General features: G+C 59.0%; 12 protein-coding genes. 4 read left to right on the forward strand and 8 right to left on the reverse strand.

Going from position 1 to position 13,298, the window contains the following annotated elements; translation table 11 throughout:
- Window positions 1-13 precede the first annotated feature (13 nt).
- The 8 genes from ureB to MCM46_08830 all read right to left on the reverse strand — a co-directional run bounded on the left by ureB (window position 14) and on the right by MCM46_08830 (window position 8,776).
- Window positions 14-385 (reverse strand): urease subunit beta, encoded by a 372-nt coding sequence (gene ureB, locus MCM46_08795; GenBank protein ID MCG3111903.1) that lies wholly within the window; start codon window positions 383-385, stop codon window positions 14-16.
- A gap of 83 nt (window positions 386-468) precedes the next feature.
- Window positions 469-771: an urease subunit gamma gene (locus MCM46_08800; GenBank protein ID MCG3111904.1), complete on the reverse strand. Its 303-nt coding sequence runs from the start codon at window positions 769-771 to the stop codon at window positions 469-471.
- Between the two features lie 52 nt (window positions 772-823).
- Window positions 824-1,513: an urea ABC transporter ATP-binding subunit UrtE gene (gene urtE / locus MCM46_08805; protein MCG3111905.1), complete on the reverse strand. Its 690-nt coding sequence runs from the start codon at window positions 1,511-1,513 to the stop codon at window positions 824-826.
- Window positions 1,506-3,476, reverse strand: a complete 1,971-nt coding sequence (gene urtC, locus MCM46_08810; protein MCG3111906.1) for an urea ABC transporter permease subunit UrtC — start codon at window positions 3,474-3,476, stop codon at window positions 1,506-1,508. Before urtC ends, urtE begins: the two co-directional genes overlap by 8 nt.
- Window positions 3,476-5,158 carry an urea ABC transporter permease subunit UrtB gene (gene urtB, locus MCM46_08815; GenBank protein ID MCG3111907.1) on the reverse strand — a complete coding sequence of 561 codons (1,683 nt, stop codon included), beginning with the start codon at window positions 5,156-5,158 and terminating at the stop codon, window positions 3,476-3,478. Before urtB ends, urtC begins: the two co-directional genes overlap by 1 nt.
- A gap of 67 nt (window positions 5,159-5,225) precedes the next feature.
- Window positions 5,226-6,620, reverse strand: coding sequence for an urea ABC transporter substrate-binding protein (urtA, locus tag MCM46_08820; GenBank protein ID MCG3111908.1), 1,395 nt, complete (start codon window positions 6,618-6,620; stop codon window positions 5,226-5,228).
- A gap of 90 nt (window positions 6,621-6,710) precedes the next feature.
- Entirely contained in the window at window positions 6,711-7,529 is an 819-nt protein-coding gene (locus tag MCM46_08825) for an urease accessory protein UreD (GenBank protein ID MCG3111909.1), read from the reverse strand.
- Window positions 7,530-7,645: 116 nt separating this feature from the next.
- The gene (locus MCM46_08830) at window positions 7,646-8,776 is read right to left on the reverse strand and encodes a hypothetical protein (GenBank protein ID MCG3111910.1); all 1,131 of its coding nucleotides are present in this window, start codon (window positions 8,774-8,776) and stop codon (window positions 7,646-7,648) included.
- A 480-nt stretch (window positions 8,777-9,256) separates the two neighbouring features.
- Here MCM46_08830 and MCM46_08835 point away from each other — a divergent pair, with 480 nt between their 5' ends.
- The 4 genes from MCM46_08835 to gcvPA are packed head-to-tail and all read left to right on the forward strand — an operon-like array spanning window position 9,257 to window position 13,296.
- Window positions 9,257-10,069, forward strand: coding sequence for an ABC transporter ATP-binding protein (locus tag MCM46_08835; GenBank protein MCG3111911.1), 813 nt, complete (start codon window positions 9,257-9,259; stop codon window positions 10,067-10,069).
- Between the two features lie 19 nt (window positions 10,070-10,088).
- Window positions 10,089-10,805, forward strand: coding sequence for an ABC transporter ATP-binding protein (locus MCM46_08840; GenBank protein MCG3111912.1), 717 nt, complete (start codon window positions 10,089-10,091; stop codon window positions 10,803-10,805).
- Between the two features lie 34 nt (window positions 10,806-10,839).
- Entirely contained in the window at window positions 10,840-11,934 is a 1,095-nt protein-coding gene (gcvT, locus tag MCM46_08845) for a glycine cleavage system aminomethyltransferase GcvT (protein ID MCG3111913.1), read from the forward strand.
- An 18-nt stretch (window positions 11,935-11,952) separates the two neighbouring features.
- The gene (gene gcvPA / locus MCM46_08850) at window positions 11,953-13,296 is read left to right on the forward strand and encodes an aminomethyl-transferring glycine dehydrogenase subunit GcvPA (protein MCG3111914.1); all 1,344 of its coding nucleotides are present in this window, start codon (window positions 11,953-11,955) and stop codon (window positions 13,294-13,296) included.
- Window positions 13,297-13,298: the final 2 nt, after the last annotated feature.

Raw genomic sequence — 13,298 nt, forward strand, 5'->3', positions numbered from 1 at the left:
GCATGCGTCGCCCCTACGTTCTCCCCTCCTGAAATCCTTTTTCCCGAAGCCGCTTCAACGCCGCGCTCTTCTGCGCCGATCCCGCCGGTCCATCGGTGAGGCCATTTAAACCCCGGACGGTCCGGGTTCCGCCGAGCTCTACCAGGACAATTCGCTTCTTCTCCCCCGGCTCGAACCGGACCGCGCCGCCGGAGGGGATATTTAACCGCATCCCGAATGCGGCCTCCCGATCAAAAGAGAGCGATCGGTTCGCTTCAAAGAAGTGAAAGTGGGAGCCGACCTGGACCGGCCGGTCGCCGGTGTTCGTGACGATCAGCTCGATCGTCCGCCGGCCTGCGTTCGCCTCAATCTCGCCATCGGCGATGAAATATTCTCCCGGGATCATTATGTTTTCCTCATTAGGTCTCTGTAGAGACGTCCCGGCGGGACGTCTCTACCATACAGAGGACGACACCCTGCAACCCCATTTCACGGGATCGGATCGTGAATCGTCACCAGCTTGGTTCCGTCGGGGAAGGTCCCCTCCACCTGGATCTCCTTGATCATTTCCGGCACCCCTTCCATGACGTCCTCGCGCGAGAGAATCTTCCTCCCCATCTCCATCAGCTCCGAAACGCGCTTTCCGTCGCGAATCCCCTCCATCACCGCCGAGGTGATGAGTGCCACTGCCTCCGGGTAATTGAGCTTGAGGCCGCGTCCCTTCCGCTCCTTTGCCAATTGGGCCGCCAGGTAGATCAGGAGCTTCTCCTGCTCCCGGGGTGTTAAATGCATTTAATCTCCTCTGTAGGGGCGTATTGCAATACGCCCCTACCCATCCGAATCATTACACCGTCAAATGCCGGCGGACCACCTCGTCGGTTAATTTTTCAACCGGCCCTTCCGCCGCAATCGCCCCCTTCTCCATCACGTAAAATGAATCGGCCACCTCACGAACCAACGAGAGGTACTGTTCGACCAAAAGAATCGCCATCTTTCCATCCCCCTTGATCCGGCGGATCACCGCCACGATCTCCTTGATGATCGACGGCTGAATCCCCTCGGTCGGCTCGTCGAGCAAAAGCAACCGCGGGCCGGAGACGAGCGCGCGGCCAATGGCGAGTTGCTGCTGCTGTCCGCCGCTGAGGTCTCCGCCGCGCCGGCCGAGCATCGTCTTCAGAACGGGGAAGAGGTCGAAAACCTCCGCCGGGATCGTTTTCCCGCCCGACGCCTCCAGACCGATCAACAGATTTTCTTCGACCGTCAGGCTCGGAATGATCTCCCGGCCCTGGGGAACATAACCGATTCCGCGCCGGGCGCGCAAATAGGGGGGCGCCTTCGTGATCTCCTCCCCAGCCAGCGTGATTCTTCCCCCCTTGGGGGCGAGGAGGCCGATGATGGTTTTCATCAAGGTCGTCTTCCCGACTCCATTCCGACCCATCAGACAGACAACCTTCCCCGCCGGGATGTTCAGATGAACCCCCCGAAGCACCTGGCTGTCTCCGTAAGAGACGTTGAGCCCCTGCACCTCAAGCATGGGCCTCCTGCTCCCGTCCGAGATAAACCTCGACCACCCGCGGATCGTTCTGGACCTGCAACATCGGCCCCTCGCAGAGGACCGTTCCTTCATGGAGGACAGTCACCTTTTTCGCGAAATGGCGGACGAACTCCATGTCATGTTCGATCACCAACACCGAATGCTCCCGGGCAATTCCCTCTAAAAGCAAGCCGGTCTCCTCCCGCTCTTTTCCGGTCATCCCCGCCACCGGCTCATCGATTAAAAGAAGCTCCGGCTCCTGCGCCATCACCATCCCGATCTCCAGCCACTGCCGCTGGCCGTGGGCGAGGGTGCCGGCGAACCGCTCGGCATGCTCCGCCAGCCCGATCCATTGGAGGATCGCCTCGATCCGCTCGCGCTCCTCCCGTCCCCGCCGTCCGAAGAGAGACGGGATCACCCCCTTCTTCCCCCTCAGCGCGAGGGCGAGATTATCGAAGACGGTATGGTGCGGGAACGCGGTCGGGGTTTGAAATTTTCGGCCGATCCCCCGGTTGGCGATCTGGTGCTCTCTCAACGGGAGAAGATCGGTCCCCGCTTCGAAGATGACCCGGCCCTTCGCCGGCTTGACCTTCCCGGAGATCACGTCCAGCAGGGTCGTCTTCCCGGCCCCGTTCGGACCGATGACGAACCGGAGCTCTCCCCGCTCCATCATAAAATTTAGATCGCGCAGCGCCAAGAACCCCTCGAAGCTGACCGTCACCGCCTCCAGATAGATGATCGTCTCCCTCGGAGAAGCCGTTGCTTTTTCTTCAATGACGGCGACATCGACCGGAACATCTTTCCTGCTTCGATCAATTTCTTTTGGCTGGCCGTTCGAGGAAAGTCCCTCCCCCATCCCGCTTGCAGATTTCACTCTTCCGAACCTTCGTTTTACCCACTGTTGGATCTGAGCCGGCAATCCGACCAATCCGTTCGGAAAAAAGAGGACCCCTGCGACAAAAAGCCCGCCGAGGAGAAAGGGCCAGAGCTGCGGGACTTTGGTCGTCAGATAGGTCCGCAGGCCGTTGACGACGACGGCGCCGAGGGCCGCGCCGATCAACGTCCCGCGCCCTCCGAGCGCGACCCAGACGACCACCTCCAGCGAGGGGAGAACCCCCATCTGGCTGGGGGTGATGATCCCGACTTGCGGCACATACAAAGCGCCGGCCACCCCCGCCAAAACGGCCGAGACGGAAAAGACGAAAACCTTGAATCCGGTCGTGGAGAAGCCGCAAAAATGAAGGCGGCGCTCGTTGTCCCGGATCGCACGAAGGACCTTCCCCAGCTTGGAGTCGACGATCGACCGGCAGAGAAGATAGGCCCCGATGAGGAAAACGACCGTTGCGATGTAGAGTCCCCGCTGCGTCGCCGGATCGTGGAGGGAAAACCCGAGGAGGGTCTTGAAATCGGTGAGGCCGTTCGTTCCGCCGAGGTTCATTTCGTTTCGATTGAAGAGGAGCCAGGCGGCGAAAGCAAGCGCCTGCGTCAGGATGGAGACATAGACCCCTTTGATCCGGCTGCGGAAGGTGAGATAGCCGAAGATCCCCCCGAAGAGGGCCGGGATCAAGATCACTCCGATCATCGCGAATCCGAAATGCTCGAACGGCTTCCAGAACCAGGGGAGCTCCGCCACCTGGTTCCAGACCATGAAATCGGGAATCGCCTCGCCGTATTTACTCTGCTCCGACCCGATCTCCAGCATCAGATACATCCCGATGGCATATCCGCCGAGGCCAAAAAAGACCGCCTGGCAGAGGCTTAAGATCCCGGCATAACCCCAGAGCAGGTCCATGCCGATCGCCAGGATCGCCAGCGAGAGATATTTCCCAAGAAGGGTTAGATAAAAGTCGGGAAGATGGAGCGCGGAGCCGGCCGGAAACAGGTTGAGGATCGGAAAGATCACCCCCAGGACGAGGGCCGTTGCAAGCAGCCCGATCTCTCCTTTCTTCAGATCGATCGACATTATGCCGACTCCGCCGCGCGGCCTTTGGCCGGGAAGAGACCGGAGGGCTTTCGTTGAAGAAAGAGGATGATGGCCGCGAGGAGAAAGATCTTGGCATAAATCGCCCCGCCGGTTCCGCCGATCATCGGCTCCAGAATTTTATTCAACATCCCGAGTCCCATGGCCGAAACCACCGTCCCGGCGAGCTTGCCGACCCCGCCGACGACCACCACCATGAACGAATCGACGATATAGGTTTTCCCCATCTCCGGATCGACATTCCCCACCAGGCTCAAGGCGCATCCTGCCAGCCCCGCCAGCCCCGCTCCCAAAGCAAAGGTCCATCCATCGACACGGCGGGTCGAGATCCCCAGGCACGCGCTCATGTCGCGGTTTTGCGTGACCGCCCGGATCTTCAGCCCCCAGCGGGTCCGCGAGAGGAGAAGAGAAATACCGACCAGCCCTGCGATGCTCAAGAGGATGATAAAGATCCGATTGTAAGGTAAAACCAGACCGACCGTCGCCTGAACGCCGCCGCGAATCCAGGTCGGCGCGTTCACACTCGTCAGATCGCCGAAATACCACCGCGCCGCCTGCTGCAGAATCATGCTGATCCCCCAGGTCGCCAGCAGCGTCTCGAGCGGCTTTCCGTAGAGAAACCGAATCACCCCCTTCTCCAAAAGCCACCCGACCACGGCGGCCACAAGAAAAGAGAGCGGGAGCGCCGCGATAAAATAGAGATCGTGATACCCCGCCGGAAAGCGCGTTCTGAAAATCTCCTGCAGGACGAAGGTCGTATAAGCTCCCACCATCATCATCTCGCCGTGGGCCATGTTGATCACCCCCATCAGCCCAAAGGTGATCGCCAGGCCAAGCCCCATCAACAACAGGATCGATCCGAGGCTGATCCCGCTGAAGAGCGTTCCCAGAAATTGCTCTCGGGCCTGATACCGCTCGATCTGTGTGACCGCCGCCTGCATCGCCCCCCGCACGGCGGGGTCGGCTTCGGCCGGCGCTTCCGAAAGGAGCGCTTTCAATTTCGGGAGCCCCTGCTGGCTGTGGATCTCCCCCAGCCTCATTGCCGCCTCGCTTCGGACTTTCGGATCGGGATCGGAGAGCTGAAGCTGTCCGATCGCTTCCTCCATCGCATGTTTTGCCCATCGATCGCTCTCCCCGGCCAAGACACGGGTCAGCGTGTCGATCGCGGAGAGATCCGACCCGTTTCCGATTTTGGTCGCCGCCGACCGCCGTACTTCCGGGGAGGGATCGGAAAGCTTGATCCGGTCGAGCGCCGCCGAAAGCCAACGCCGCCCCTCGGGCGATCCGACCGAGATCATCTCAAATCCCTCGTCGGTTCCGTCTCCCTCGCCGACCCGCTGCCCGGTGAGCGGATCGACCAGAACCCCTTTCCGCTCCCCCTCCGGCGACTCGATCATCTCGACAAGGACCACCCGGACCCCTTCTGCGGTCGTCCATCGATAGAGGCTCCCCTCGTGCAGCGCCGTGAGAAGGGGAAGAATCGCCGGATCCCCCCCCTCGGCCAATTCCTTCAGCACCGCCGCCTGAACCTCCGGATCATCCCCGGCGATCTGCTGAAGGAGCAGCGCCTTATCTCCACCGGCGGGAGGGGACGCCTCCGACCAAGCAGACTGAAGCGGCCCAAAAAGAAAAATGAAGACCAGAACGATTATTTGTAATCTCATCTTTTCGCCAGACCACACGGGGGCCGGGAGACGTTTCCGCCCCCCGGCCCCCGACACCTGCTTTAAACTACATCGGCTCGATCGGCATCGCCGCAGGATCGAGGAAGACCTTCTGGCCCCCCTTCATGTCGAACGACCCTTTGCCCCCCTTGCTCCAATCACATTGGCGATCGGGATAGGTATACTCGCTCCACGGTTCCGGCGTCACGAGCCCTTTCGACTGCCAGATGATCTCGAATTGGCCGTTGGCCAAGATCCGACCGATATAAACCGGCTTCGCGGTGTGATGGTTCCGCGTATCGGCCACGATTTTTCCCGCCGCCGTTTGGACCTCCAGTCCGGGATAGGCCTTCAGCACCGCATCGACATCGGTGCTTCCCGCCTTTTCGACCGCCGCCTTCCAAAGATAGAGGCCGTTATACCCCCAGAACATCGGATCATCCACCACACGGCTCGCCCCGCCGGGGAGGTTGTTCTTTTTGGCGAAGTCTTTGAACTTCTTGACCAGCTCCTTATTCTGCGGCGTGTTGACCGTTTGGAAATAGTTCCACGCCGCCAGATGGCCGACCAATGGTTTGGTGTCGAGGCCGCGCAGCTCATCTTCCGCCACGCTGAACGACATGACCGGACACTCGTCCGCTTTTACCCCGGTGTTCGCCAGCTCTTTAAAGAGGGGAACGTTGGAGTCGCCGTTGACGGTGTTGATCACCGCCGCTTTCCCGCCGGCGCAGAACCGTTTGATCTTGGCGACGATCGTTTGATAGTCCTGGTGATGGAACGGGGTGTACTCTTCCATGATGTCCTTCTCGGAGATTCCTTTCTTCAGGAGCATCGCCCGGAGGATCTTGTTCGTGGTCCGCGGATAAACGTAGTCGGTGCCGAGCAGGTAGAATTTTTTCTTCTCTCCGCCCTCTTTGCTCAGGAAATATTCCACGGCGGGAACGGCCTGCTGGTTGACCGACGCGCCGGTGTAGATGATGTTCCGGGAGCACTCTTCCCCTTCATACTGCACCGGATAGAAGAGAAGGCCGTTGTTTTTCTCGACCACCGGCAACACCGACTTCCGGCTGACCGAGGTCCAGCAGCCGAAGATCACCGGAACCTTGTCCTGAACCAGAAGCTTCTTTGCCTTCTCGGCGAAGAGGTCCCAGTTGGAGGCGGGATCTTCCACGATCGGCTCGATCTTCCGTCCGAGCACCCCCCCTTTGGCATTGATCTCCTCGATCCCCATCATCATGATGTCTTTGATCGACTGCTCGCTGATCGCCATCGTTCCGCTGAGCGAATGGAGAATGCCGATCTTGATCGGCCCTTTCTCCTCGCCCGCCGCGTTTGCCACCTGCCTTGCAGCGAAGGTCCCGACGACCCCCACCGCCAAGAGAACCAGAAGACCGAATAATGTCGGCTTCAGATAACGCCGTTTTGTTTTGACCCCTTCCGTTGATTTTTTTTCTCCCACCATCTCTCCTCTCCTTCTGATAGTGATCTTCCCTTGACTTACTTCAGGGCGACAAACGATGCCCCCATCAATCACATGTGTCGATCGATTCGCTTAAGAATGGTCAATATTTTCGAACGGGGGGGAGGGATCTCCCCAGCACCTCCTTTCGAAAAAGGTCCCAGAGGTTAAAAAAAAACCGTGAAGGGCCGGGGTGTCGTGGGCCAGCGCCCGGACCGCCAGACCCCGGCGGGAAAGGAGTGTCGCCCCCCAGAAGAGATCGACCCGTTCGACCGATCGGAAAGCCGTAAGAAGCCTCATCCGGGCCGACTCCGGGCAGAAGAGATAAAGGGTGCCGAGATGACTGAAGCCTTCCATCACCCCGCTCTCCTCCAACGGGCGTTCGGAAGGAACCAGCCGAAATCGCTCTTGAACCAGAACCCCTTCCGGATCGACAATCCGCAATTGATTCTCATAAAGCCGGTAGGCAAACGATTCCCCCCGTCCGAGCCTTCCCGGACCGAGGAGGTCGGCGTAAAAAAGGGTGGCCTGCTCCTCCAGAAAAATATCGGTCTCTTGATGAAAAGCCGATCCGGCATAGGGGAGAACCGGCTCGGCCAGATATTCCAGGGTGGCGCCGGGACCGACGGAGAGGGTGGTCCGCTGGCGGGCCTCCCCCGACGGCGTCGGATGGACCCGCGTCGCCGCCGGTGTCGTCACGACGGCGTGGGTCCCCTTCTCCAGACGGAGGGAGATCTCGAGTTGGTCCCCCTCCAGAATTCCCGCCGTGGCGTTGAGAAGATAGAGATGGGCCGGCCCCTCCCCTTCGGGATAAAAGGGCCGAATCACCCGAAGCGGCGCCTGCTGGCGGATCTCCCGCGCCACCGTCTTCTCTCCACAACAATCAAAAGTAATGTCTAGAATTCCGTGCATGGGCCTTCCAAAATAAAAACGTGCGGTAAATGCATATTGGTTATGTAGGGGCGCACCAATGTGTGCGCCCTCAGGCAGGGGCAGACACACAGGTCTGCCCCTACCCACAGGTTTCGCTATATCTGAAACTGGAGCCCTAGTTTGATGATGTCGAATTCTTCCGCGGCGCCTCCCGGATCATCCTGGGAATAGACGAGGGTGATTCGGGCGTTGTGCCCGCTGATGATGTAGCTCAATGCCACGTCGAGCCGGGTATGTTCGGCGCCGGCCGGCCCTTCGCTCTCAAAACTCTGATAGCGAATCAGCGGTTGCAGTTGCCCCTGCATCTTTTCCCCGCCGATTTTCGCAGGGAGGAGATAACTGACGAGCGCAAAGTAGCCGTCCCCTTCCGTAGCGAACCCTTCGTTATCGTAGTCGTAGTAGGCCCCTTCAAGGGTCGCGACCCCCGCTGAACCGAGATTCCGCTCGGCCAGAAAATCGACGTTCCATCCGGTAAAGTCGCCTGGCGTCGTCGCGTCCCCGACCGCATTCTTCTGTGTCATCGCCGCAACGCCGATCGCCAGAACATTCATCGATCCGTAGTAGGTACTGCTGTTGTAGTAGCCGGCCTCCGGATCCCAGAGATTGAGGGTAAGACGTCCGGCGTAGAGAAAGTTATCATCCTGATTGGGACCCCCCGCTGCATCGCCCAGCCCTTCAAAGGCGCCGACCTGATATTTAAACCGCCCGTCGCCGATCTGCCCCCAAACCGCCGCCCCATTGTCCCGGCCTGCAAAAATCGCCGGATACATTTGAACGAATGGAAAATCCCAGGAGTTGAGATAGTAGGGACCGCTGAGATTCGAGCGGTCGCTCGGAGGAAGAAAGCGGCCGACCCAGATGTTGACGTAATCGCTGAATCCGAATTTAATCACGGCGTCGAGAACGCGAATATCCTCCGTTCCGGCCGGCGCGGTGTCGTAATCGGTATTGAATTCAAAACCGATGATGGAGTGGAGTTGTCCGGCCAGGTAGAACCGGAAGCTGTCGAGGTTAAAATCCTTGGACCAATCCTCTCCGCTCGGGGCGGCATCTTCGATCATGTTGAAGCTGGTCCGGAGCCCCATCCCGACGCTGACGGAGCGCACGTCGTCGATTTTGATCGTTCCCCCCGCGTGGGCCGTCGAAGGCCCTGTTGCCAATGAGGAGAGAAGAATTCCGAGAAGTCCCAGGAAAACGAAGATGCGCCCAAGGCGATATCGTATCATTTGCTTTTTTTCCTCCATGTGTCGGTTGTGGTGATCGGTTGGGTCGGTCGTCTTTCATTTTTGGGCAAAAAAAAAGTGCATCACCCACACGCACCACGCTGGGATGAGGCACCTTGCCTGCACGGAGATTACATCCTCGTAATCGACCGCTTGTCGTACATAATTCTCTTGGTGCAATTGCTATACCGATCAAATCTGTAAGCGCGCTTACTTTCCCCAAAAGGCTCGAACCCCCTACAACCGCGTGTCATTTATTTGACAGCGGGGATAGAAATAGGCCATCAAAAATGCAATCCCGAAAAGTAACCAGGCCGAACGATTTTGTCGCGAAACGAACAAATCTGTTTTTTTTGTCTCCACTGTGTCGCCCGAATTCGACTCGGAAAATGTTCTTCTTCTTGACCCTTCATCGGCCGCTGTGATAAGGTGCTCGCGTTTTGACTTCCTCCCTCAAATGTGTTATCCAAAAGAGCGGGAATCATGTCTCAACAGGCTTTTTTGGAAATAGAGGGGCTGACCAAAACCTTCGACGGGCTGAAGGCGCTCGAAGGGGTTGCGCTCTCGATCGAAGCGGGGAAGGTGACCAGCCTCATCGGGCCGAACGGCGCGGGGAAAACGACCTTTTTCAACTGTATTACCGGCCTGATCCCGCCGACCGCCGGCCTGATTCGGTTTCGAGGGGAGCCGATCGGTTCTCTCCCGCCGCACGAGATCACCCGTCGCGGGGTGGCGCGGACCTTCCAGAACATCCGGCTTTTTTCGGAGATGACGGTTCTTGAAAATGTCATGGTCGGCCGGTATCCGCGAAGCGCTCCCCCGCTGATCGGCACTTTTATCGGCGCGCTTTTGCAGAACCGGCACTTTCGAGGGAAAGAACGGCGGCTCCGCGAGGATGGGCTTCAATCGTTGGAATTTGTCGGCCTGGCCGACCGGCACGACCTCACGGCGCGCCATCTCTGTTACGGCGACCAGCGGCGCCTCGAGATCGCCCGGGCGCTGGCGTCGGAGCCGGGCCTGATCCTCTTGGACGAGCCGGCGGCCGGAATGAACCCCCGGGAGACCGAGGCCCTCATGGTCCTGATCGGCCGGATCCGCGATCAGGGAATTACCCCGTTTCTGATTGAGCACAACATGAAAATGGTGATGAAGATCTCCGACCGGATCTTCGTCCTCGACCATGGGGTGAAAATTGCCGAAGGAACGGCGCAGGAGATTCAAGGCAATACCAAGGTCATCGAGGCCTACCTGGGGAAGGCGGAGACGGGAGGTGAGGAGCAGTCGAAACTTCCCTGACCCCGCGCTCCTTTTTTAAATGCTCGCAATAAATGATCTGCGCGCTTCCTACGGCGCGGTGACGGTTTTGAATGGGATCTCCCTGGAGGTCGCATCGGGCGAGGTCGTCGCGCTCATCGGCGCGAACGGCGCCGGAAAGACGACCACCCTGATGACGATCTCGGGAATCCTACCGAACCGCTCAGGAAGCATTCTTTTTTGCGGGGAGGAGATCTTGGGTCTTCCCCCCCATCGGATTGTTGAGAAGGGAATCTGCCATGTCCCGGAAGGGCGGCGGATTTTTCCAAGGCTTTCGGTCTTAGAAAACCTGGAGATGGGAGGCTACCTTCAAACCGGCCCCAAGCAGGCCGAGGAAGATCTCGAGCAGATCTTCACCTTCTTTCCGATTTTAAAAGAGCGTCGATTTCAGCGGGGAGGAACCCTCAGCGGGGGGGAGCAGCAGATGCTGGCGATCGGCCGGGCGCTGATGTCGCGGCCCAAACTCCTCCTTCTGGATGAGCCCTCTCTCGGCCTCTCCCCCTTGATGGCCGAGAAGATTTTTGAGATGATTAGGGAGATTCGTCGGCAGGGGAAGACGATCCTTCTGGTAGAGCAGAACGCGCACGCGGCGCTGACATTGGCCGACCGCGGCTATGTGATGGAGACCGGCCAGATCGTCTTATCCGATCCGGCGTCGAAGCTCTTGCTGAACCCGCGAGTTCAGTCCACCTACTTGGGATCGGGATCTTCCCTCTAAAGAGCGCCACACACAACCGAACCGTTCGAGGTGGATGATGAAGAGAACTCCTCTCTATGAGAGACATGTAAAGTCAGGCGCGAAGATCGTCCCCTTTGCCGGGTGGCAGATGCCCCTTTCTTATACGGGCGTCACGGATGAGCATCAGTCGGTTCGGACGGCGGCGGGGCTCTTCGACATCAGCCATATGGGACGTTTCGAGCTCTCCGGCAAAGGGGCCGAAGCCTATCTGGAACGGCTGACCCCCGGCCCCGTCCACAAAATGCAGCGGGGAAGCGCCCAATATTCGATGCTCTTGAACGAGACCGGCGGCATCCTCGATGACATCTACCTCTATAAGCGGGGGGTCGATAAGTTTTTTGTGATCGTCAATGCGGCCAATCTGGACAAAGATTTCAAGTGGATGACGAGCCATCTTCCCGCCGGGGTCGATCTGAAGGATGTCAGCGGGGAGACGGCGCTGCTGGCCTTACAGGGCCCTAAATCGTGGGAGGTGCTGGTTCAGATCATTCCTTTCGGTAAAACCGAGATCGCCCTTCGAAACTTCATTGAAACCGAGCTGGTCCCGGCGCGCGGCGCCAAAGGAATCATCGCCCGGACCGGCTACACCGGGGAAAAGGGATATGAGCTGGTCGTCCCGGCGGAGGCCGCCGAAACGGTCTGGAATGCCCTGCTGGAGGCCGGCAAAGCGGAGCGGATCAAACCGGTCGGGCTCGGCGCGCGGGATACCTTGCGGCTTGAGATGGGCTATCCCCTCTACGGGCACGACATGGATGAGAAGACAAGCCCCATTGAGGCCGATCTGGAGCGTTTCATCGATTTTGAGAAAGATTTTATCGGAAAAGAGGCTTTGATCGGTCAACGGGAGAAGGGCGCTCAACGAAAGCTGATCGGCTTTGAACTTCTCACCGGGGGGGTCCCCCGGGAGGGCCATACGATCTATTCCGATCAGAAGATCATCGGCAAAGTCGCCTCGGGGAATTTCTCCCCCTCGCTGCGAAAGGGAATCGGCATGGGTTATGTCGATCCCCGCTACAGCGAGATCGGGAGCGAGATCCTGATCGACATCCGCGGAAACGCCACCCCGGCAATCATTGTCAAACGGCCTTTTTATAAAAAGAAGAAATAAAAGACGGACGGAGGTTTCATGGAATATATTCCGAAAACGGCGGCAGAAGAAACGGCGATGCTGGAGGCGATCGGCGTCTCCTCCTTCGAACAACTCTTGGAGATTCCCGCCGGCCTGCGGCTGAACCGGCCCCTCGCGCTTCCCCCTCCCCTCTCGCAGATGGAGCTGCGGCGGGAGCTCTGGGAGATCAGCCGAAAAAACCTTGATACGACCACCGCCCTCTCTTTTCTCGGCGGGGGGAGTTACGATCACTTCGTTCCGAGCACCGTGGGGCATGTTCTCTCCAAATCGGAGTTCTACACCTCTTACACCCCCTATCAGGCTGAAATGAGCCAGGGACTTCTCCAAACGATCTATGAATACCAGACGATGATCTGCCAGCTGACCGGCATGGAGGTCTCCAACGCGTCGGTTTATGACGGCGCCTCGGCGCTGGCCGAGGGGGCCTTGATGGCGATGCGGGTCACCAAGCGGAGCAAGGTCATCCTCGCTCGGACCGTTCATCCCCACTATCGGCAGGTCGTGAAGACTTACCTCTCCGGCCTTCCGGCGGCCCGGATCAAGGAAGCCCCCTTTCATGCCGGATCGACATCGATCGAACGGCTCGGCGAGCTGATCGACGATCAGACCGCCGCCGTCCTGATTCAATACCCGAATTTCTTCGGACAGTTGGAAGAGGTCGAAGAGATCGAACGGCTCGCCCATGCGCGCGGCGCGCTTCTGGTGATGGCGGTCGATCCGATCTCTCTCGGCATTCTGAAGTCTCCCGGTGAATTCAATGCCGATATCGCCGTCGGCGAAGGACAATCGATGGGAAATGCCATCAGCTACGGCGGCCCCTATGTCGGCTTCTTCGCCACCCGGCGCGATTTCATCCGGCAAATGCCGGGACGGGTGGTCGGCGCCACCACCGATGGACAGGGGCGGCCCGGATTCTGTCTCACCCTCCAGACCCGCGAGCAGCATATTCGCCGGGAGCGGGCCACGTCGAATATCTGCACCAATCAGGCCCTCAACGCGCTGGCAACGGCGGTTTATCTCGCCACCGTCGGGAAGGAAGGGCTCCGTGATGTGGCGATGCTCTGTCTGGCCAAATCGCACGCGGCCCAAGAGAAGATCGCCGCGGTTCCGGGGTTCAGCGTTCCCTTCCCCGCCCCTTTCTTCAAGGAATTTGTGGTCAAACTTCCGGTTCCGGCCTCGCGGCTTCTCAAGAAAGCGCGCCGCGCCGGCATTCTGGCCGGCATCGACCTCGGCGCCTATTATCGCGAGCTGAAGAATCATCTCTTGATCTGCGCCACGGAGAAGCACCACCCGGAAGATATTGAGCGTTTGATCGCGCAGTTTAAATCTTTTAACGTGTGATA

The organism is Candidatus Manganitrophus morganii (assembly GCA_021651055.1).
Classification (GTDB): Bacteria; Nitrospirota; Nitrospiria; order SBBL01; family Manganitrophaceae; genus Manganitrophus; species Manganitrophus morganii.

Coding starts and splice junctions, on each gene's coding strand:
- MCM46_08800 (MCG3111904.1), bottom strand. CDS start 771: ATGCATTTAACACCCCGGGAGCAGGAGAAGCTCCTGATCTACCTGGCG.
- MCM46_08830 (MCG3111910.1), bottom strand. CDS start 8,776: ATGATACGATATCGCCTTGGGCGCATCTTCGTTTTCCTGGGACTTCTC.
- urtE (MCG3111905.1), bottom strand. CDS start 1,513: ATGCTTGAGGTGCAGGGGCTCAACGTCTCTTACGGAGACAGCCAGGTG.
- gcvT (MCG3111913.1), top strand. CDS start 10,840: ATGATGAAGAGAACTCCTCTCTATGAGAGACATGTAAAGTCAGGCGCG.
- MCM46_08840 (MCG3111912.1), top strand. CDS start 10,089: ATGCTCGCAATAAATGATCTGCGCGCTTCCTACGGCGCGGTGACGGTT.
- urtA (MCG3111908.1), bottom strand. CDS start 6,620: ATGGTGGGAGAAAAAAAATCAACGGAAGGGGTCAAAACAAAACGGCGT.
- ureB (MCG3111903.1), bottom strand. CDS start 385: ATGATCCCGGGAGAATATTTCATCGCCGATGGCGAGATTGAGGCGAAC.
- urtC (MCG3111906.1), bottom strand. CDS start 3,476: ATGTCGATCGATCTGAAGAAAGGAGAGATCGGGCTGCTTGCAACGGCC.
- gcvPA (MCG3111914.1), top strand. CDS start 11,953: ATGGAATATATTCCGAAAACGGCGGCAGAAGAAACGGCGATGCTGGAG.
- MCM46_08825 (MCG3111909.1), bottom strand. CDS start 7,529: ATGCACGGAATTCTAGACATTACTTTTGATTGTTGTGGAGAGAAGACG.
- urtB (MCG3111907.1), bottom strand. CDS start 5,158: ATGAGATTACAAATAATCGTTCTGGTCTTCATTTTTCTTTTTGGGCCG.
- MCM46_08835 (MCG3111911.1), top strand. CDS start 9,257: ATGTCTCAACAGGCTTTTTTGGAAATAGAGGGGCTGACCAAAACCTTC.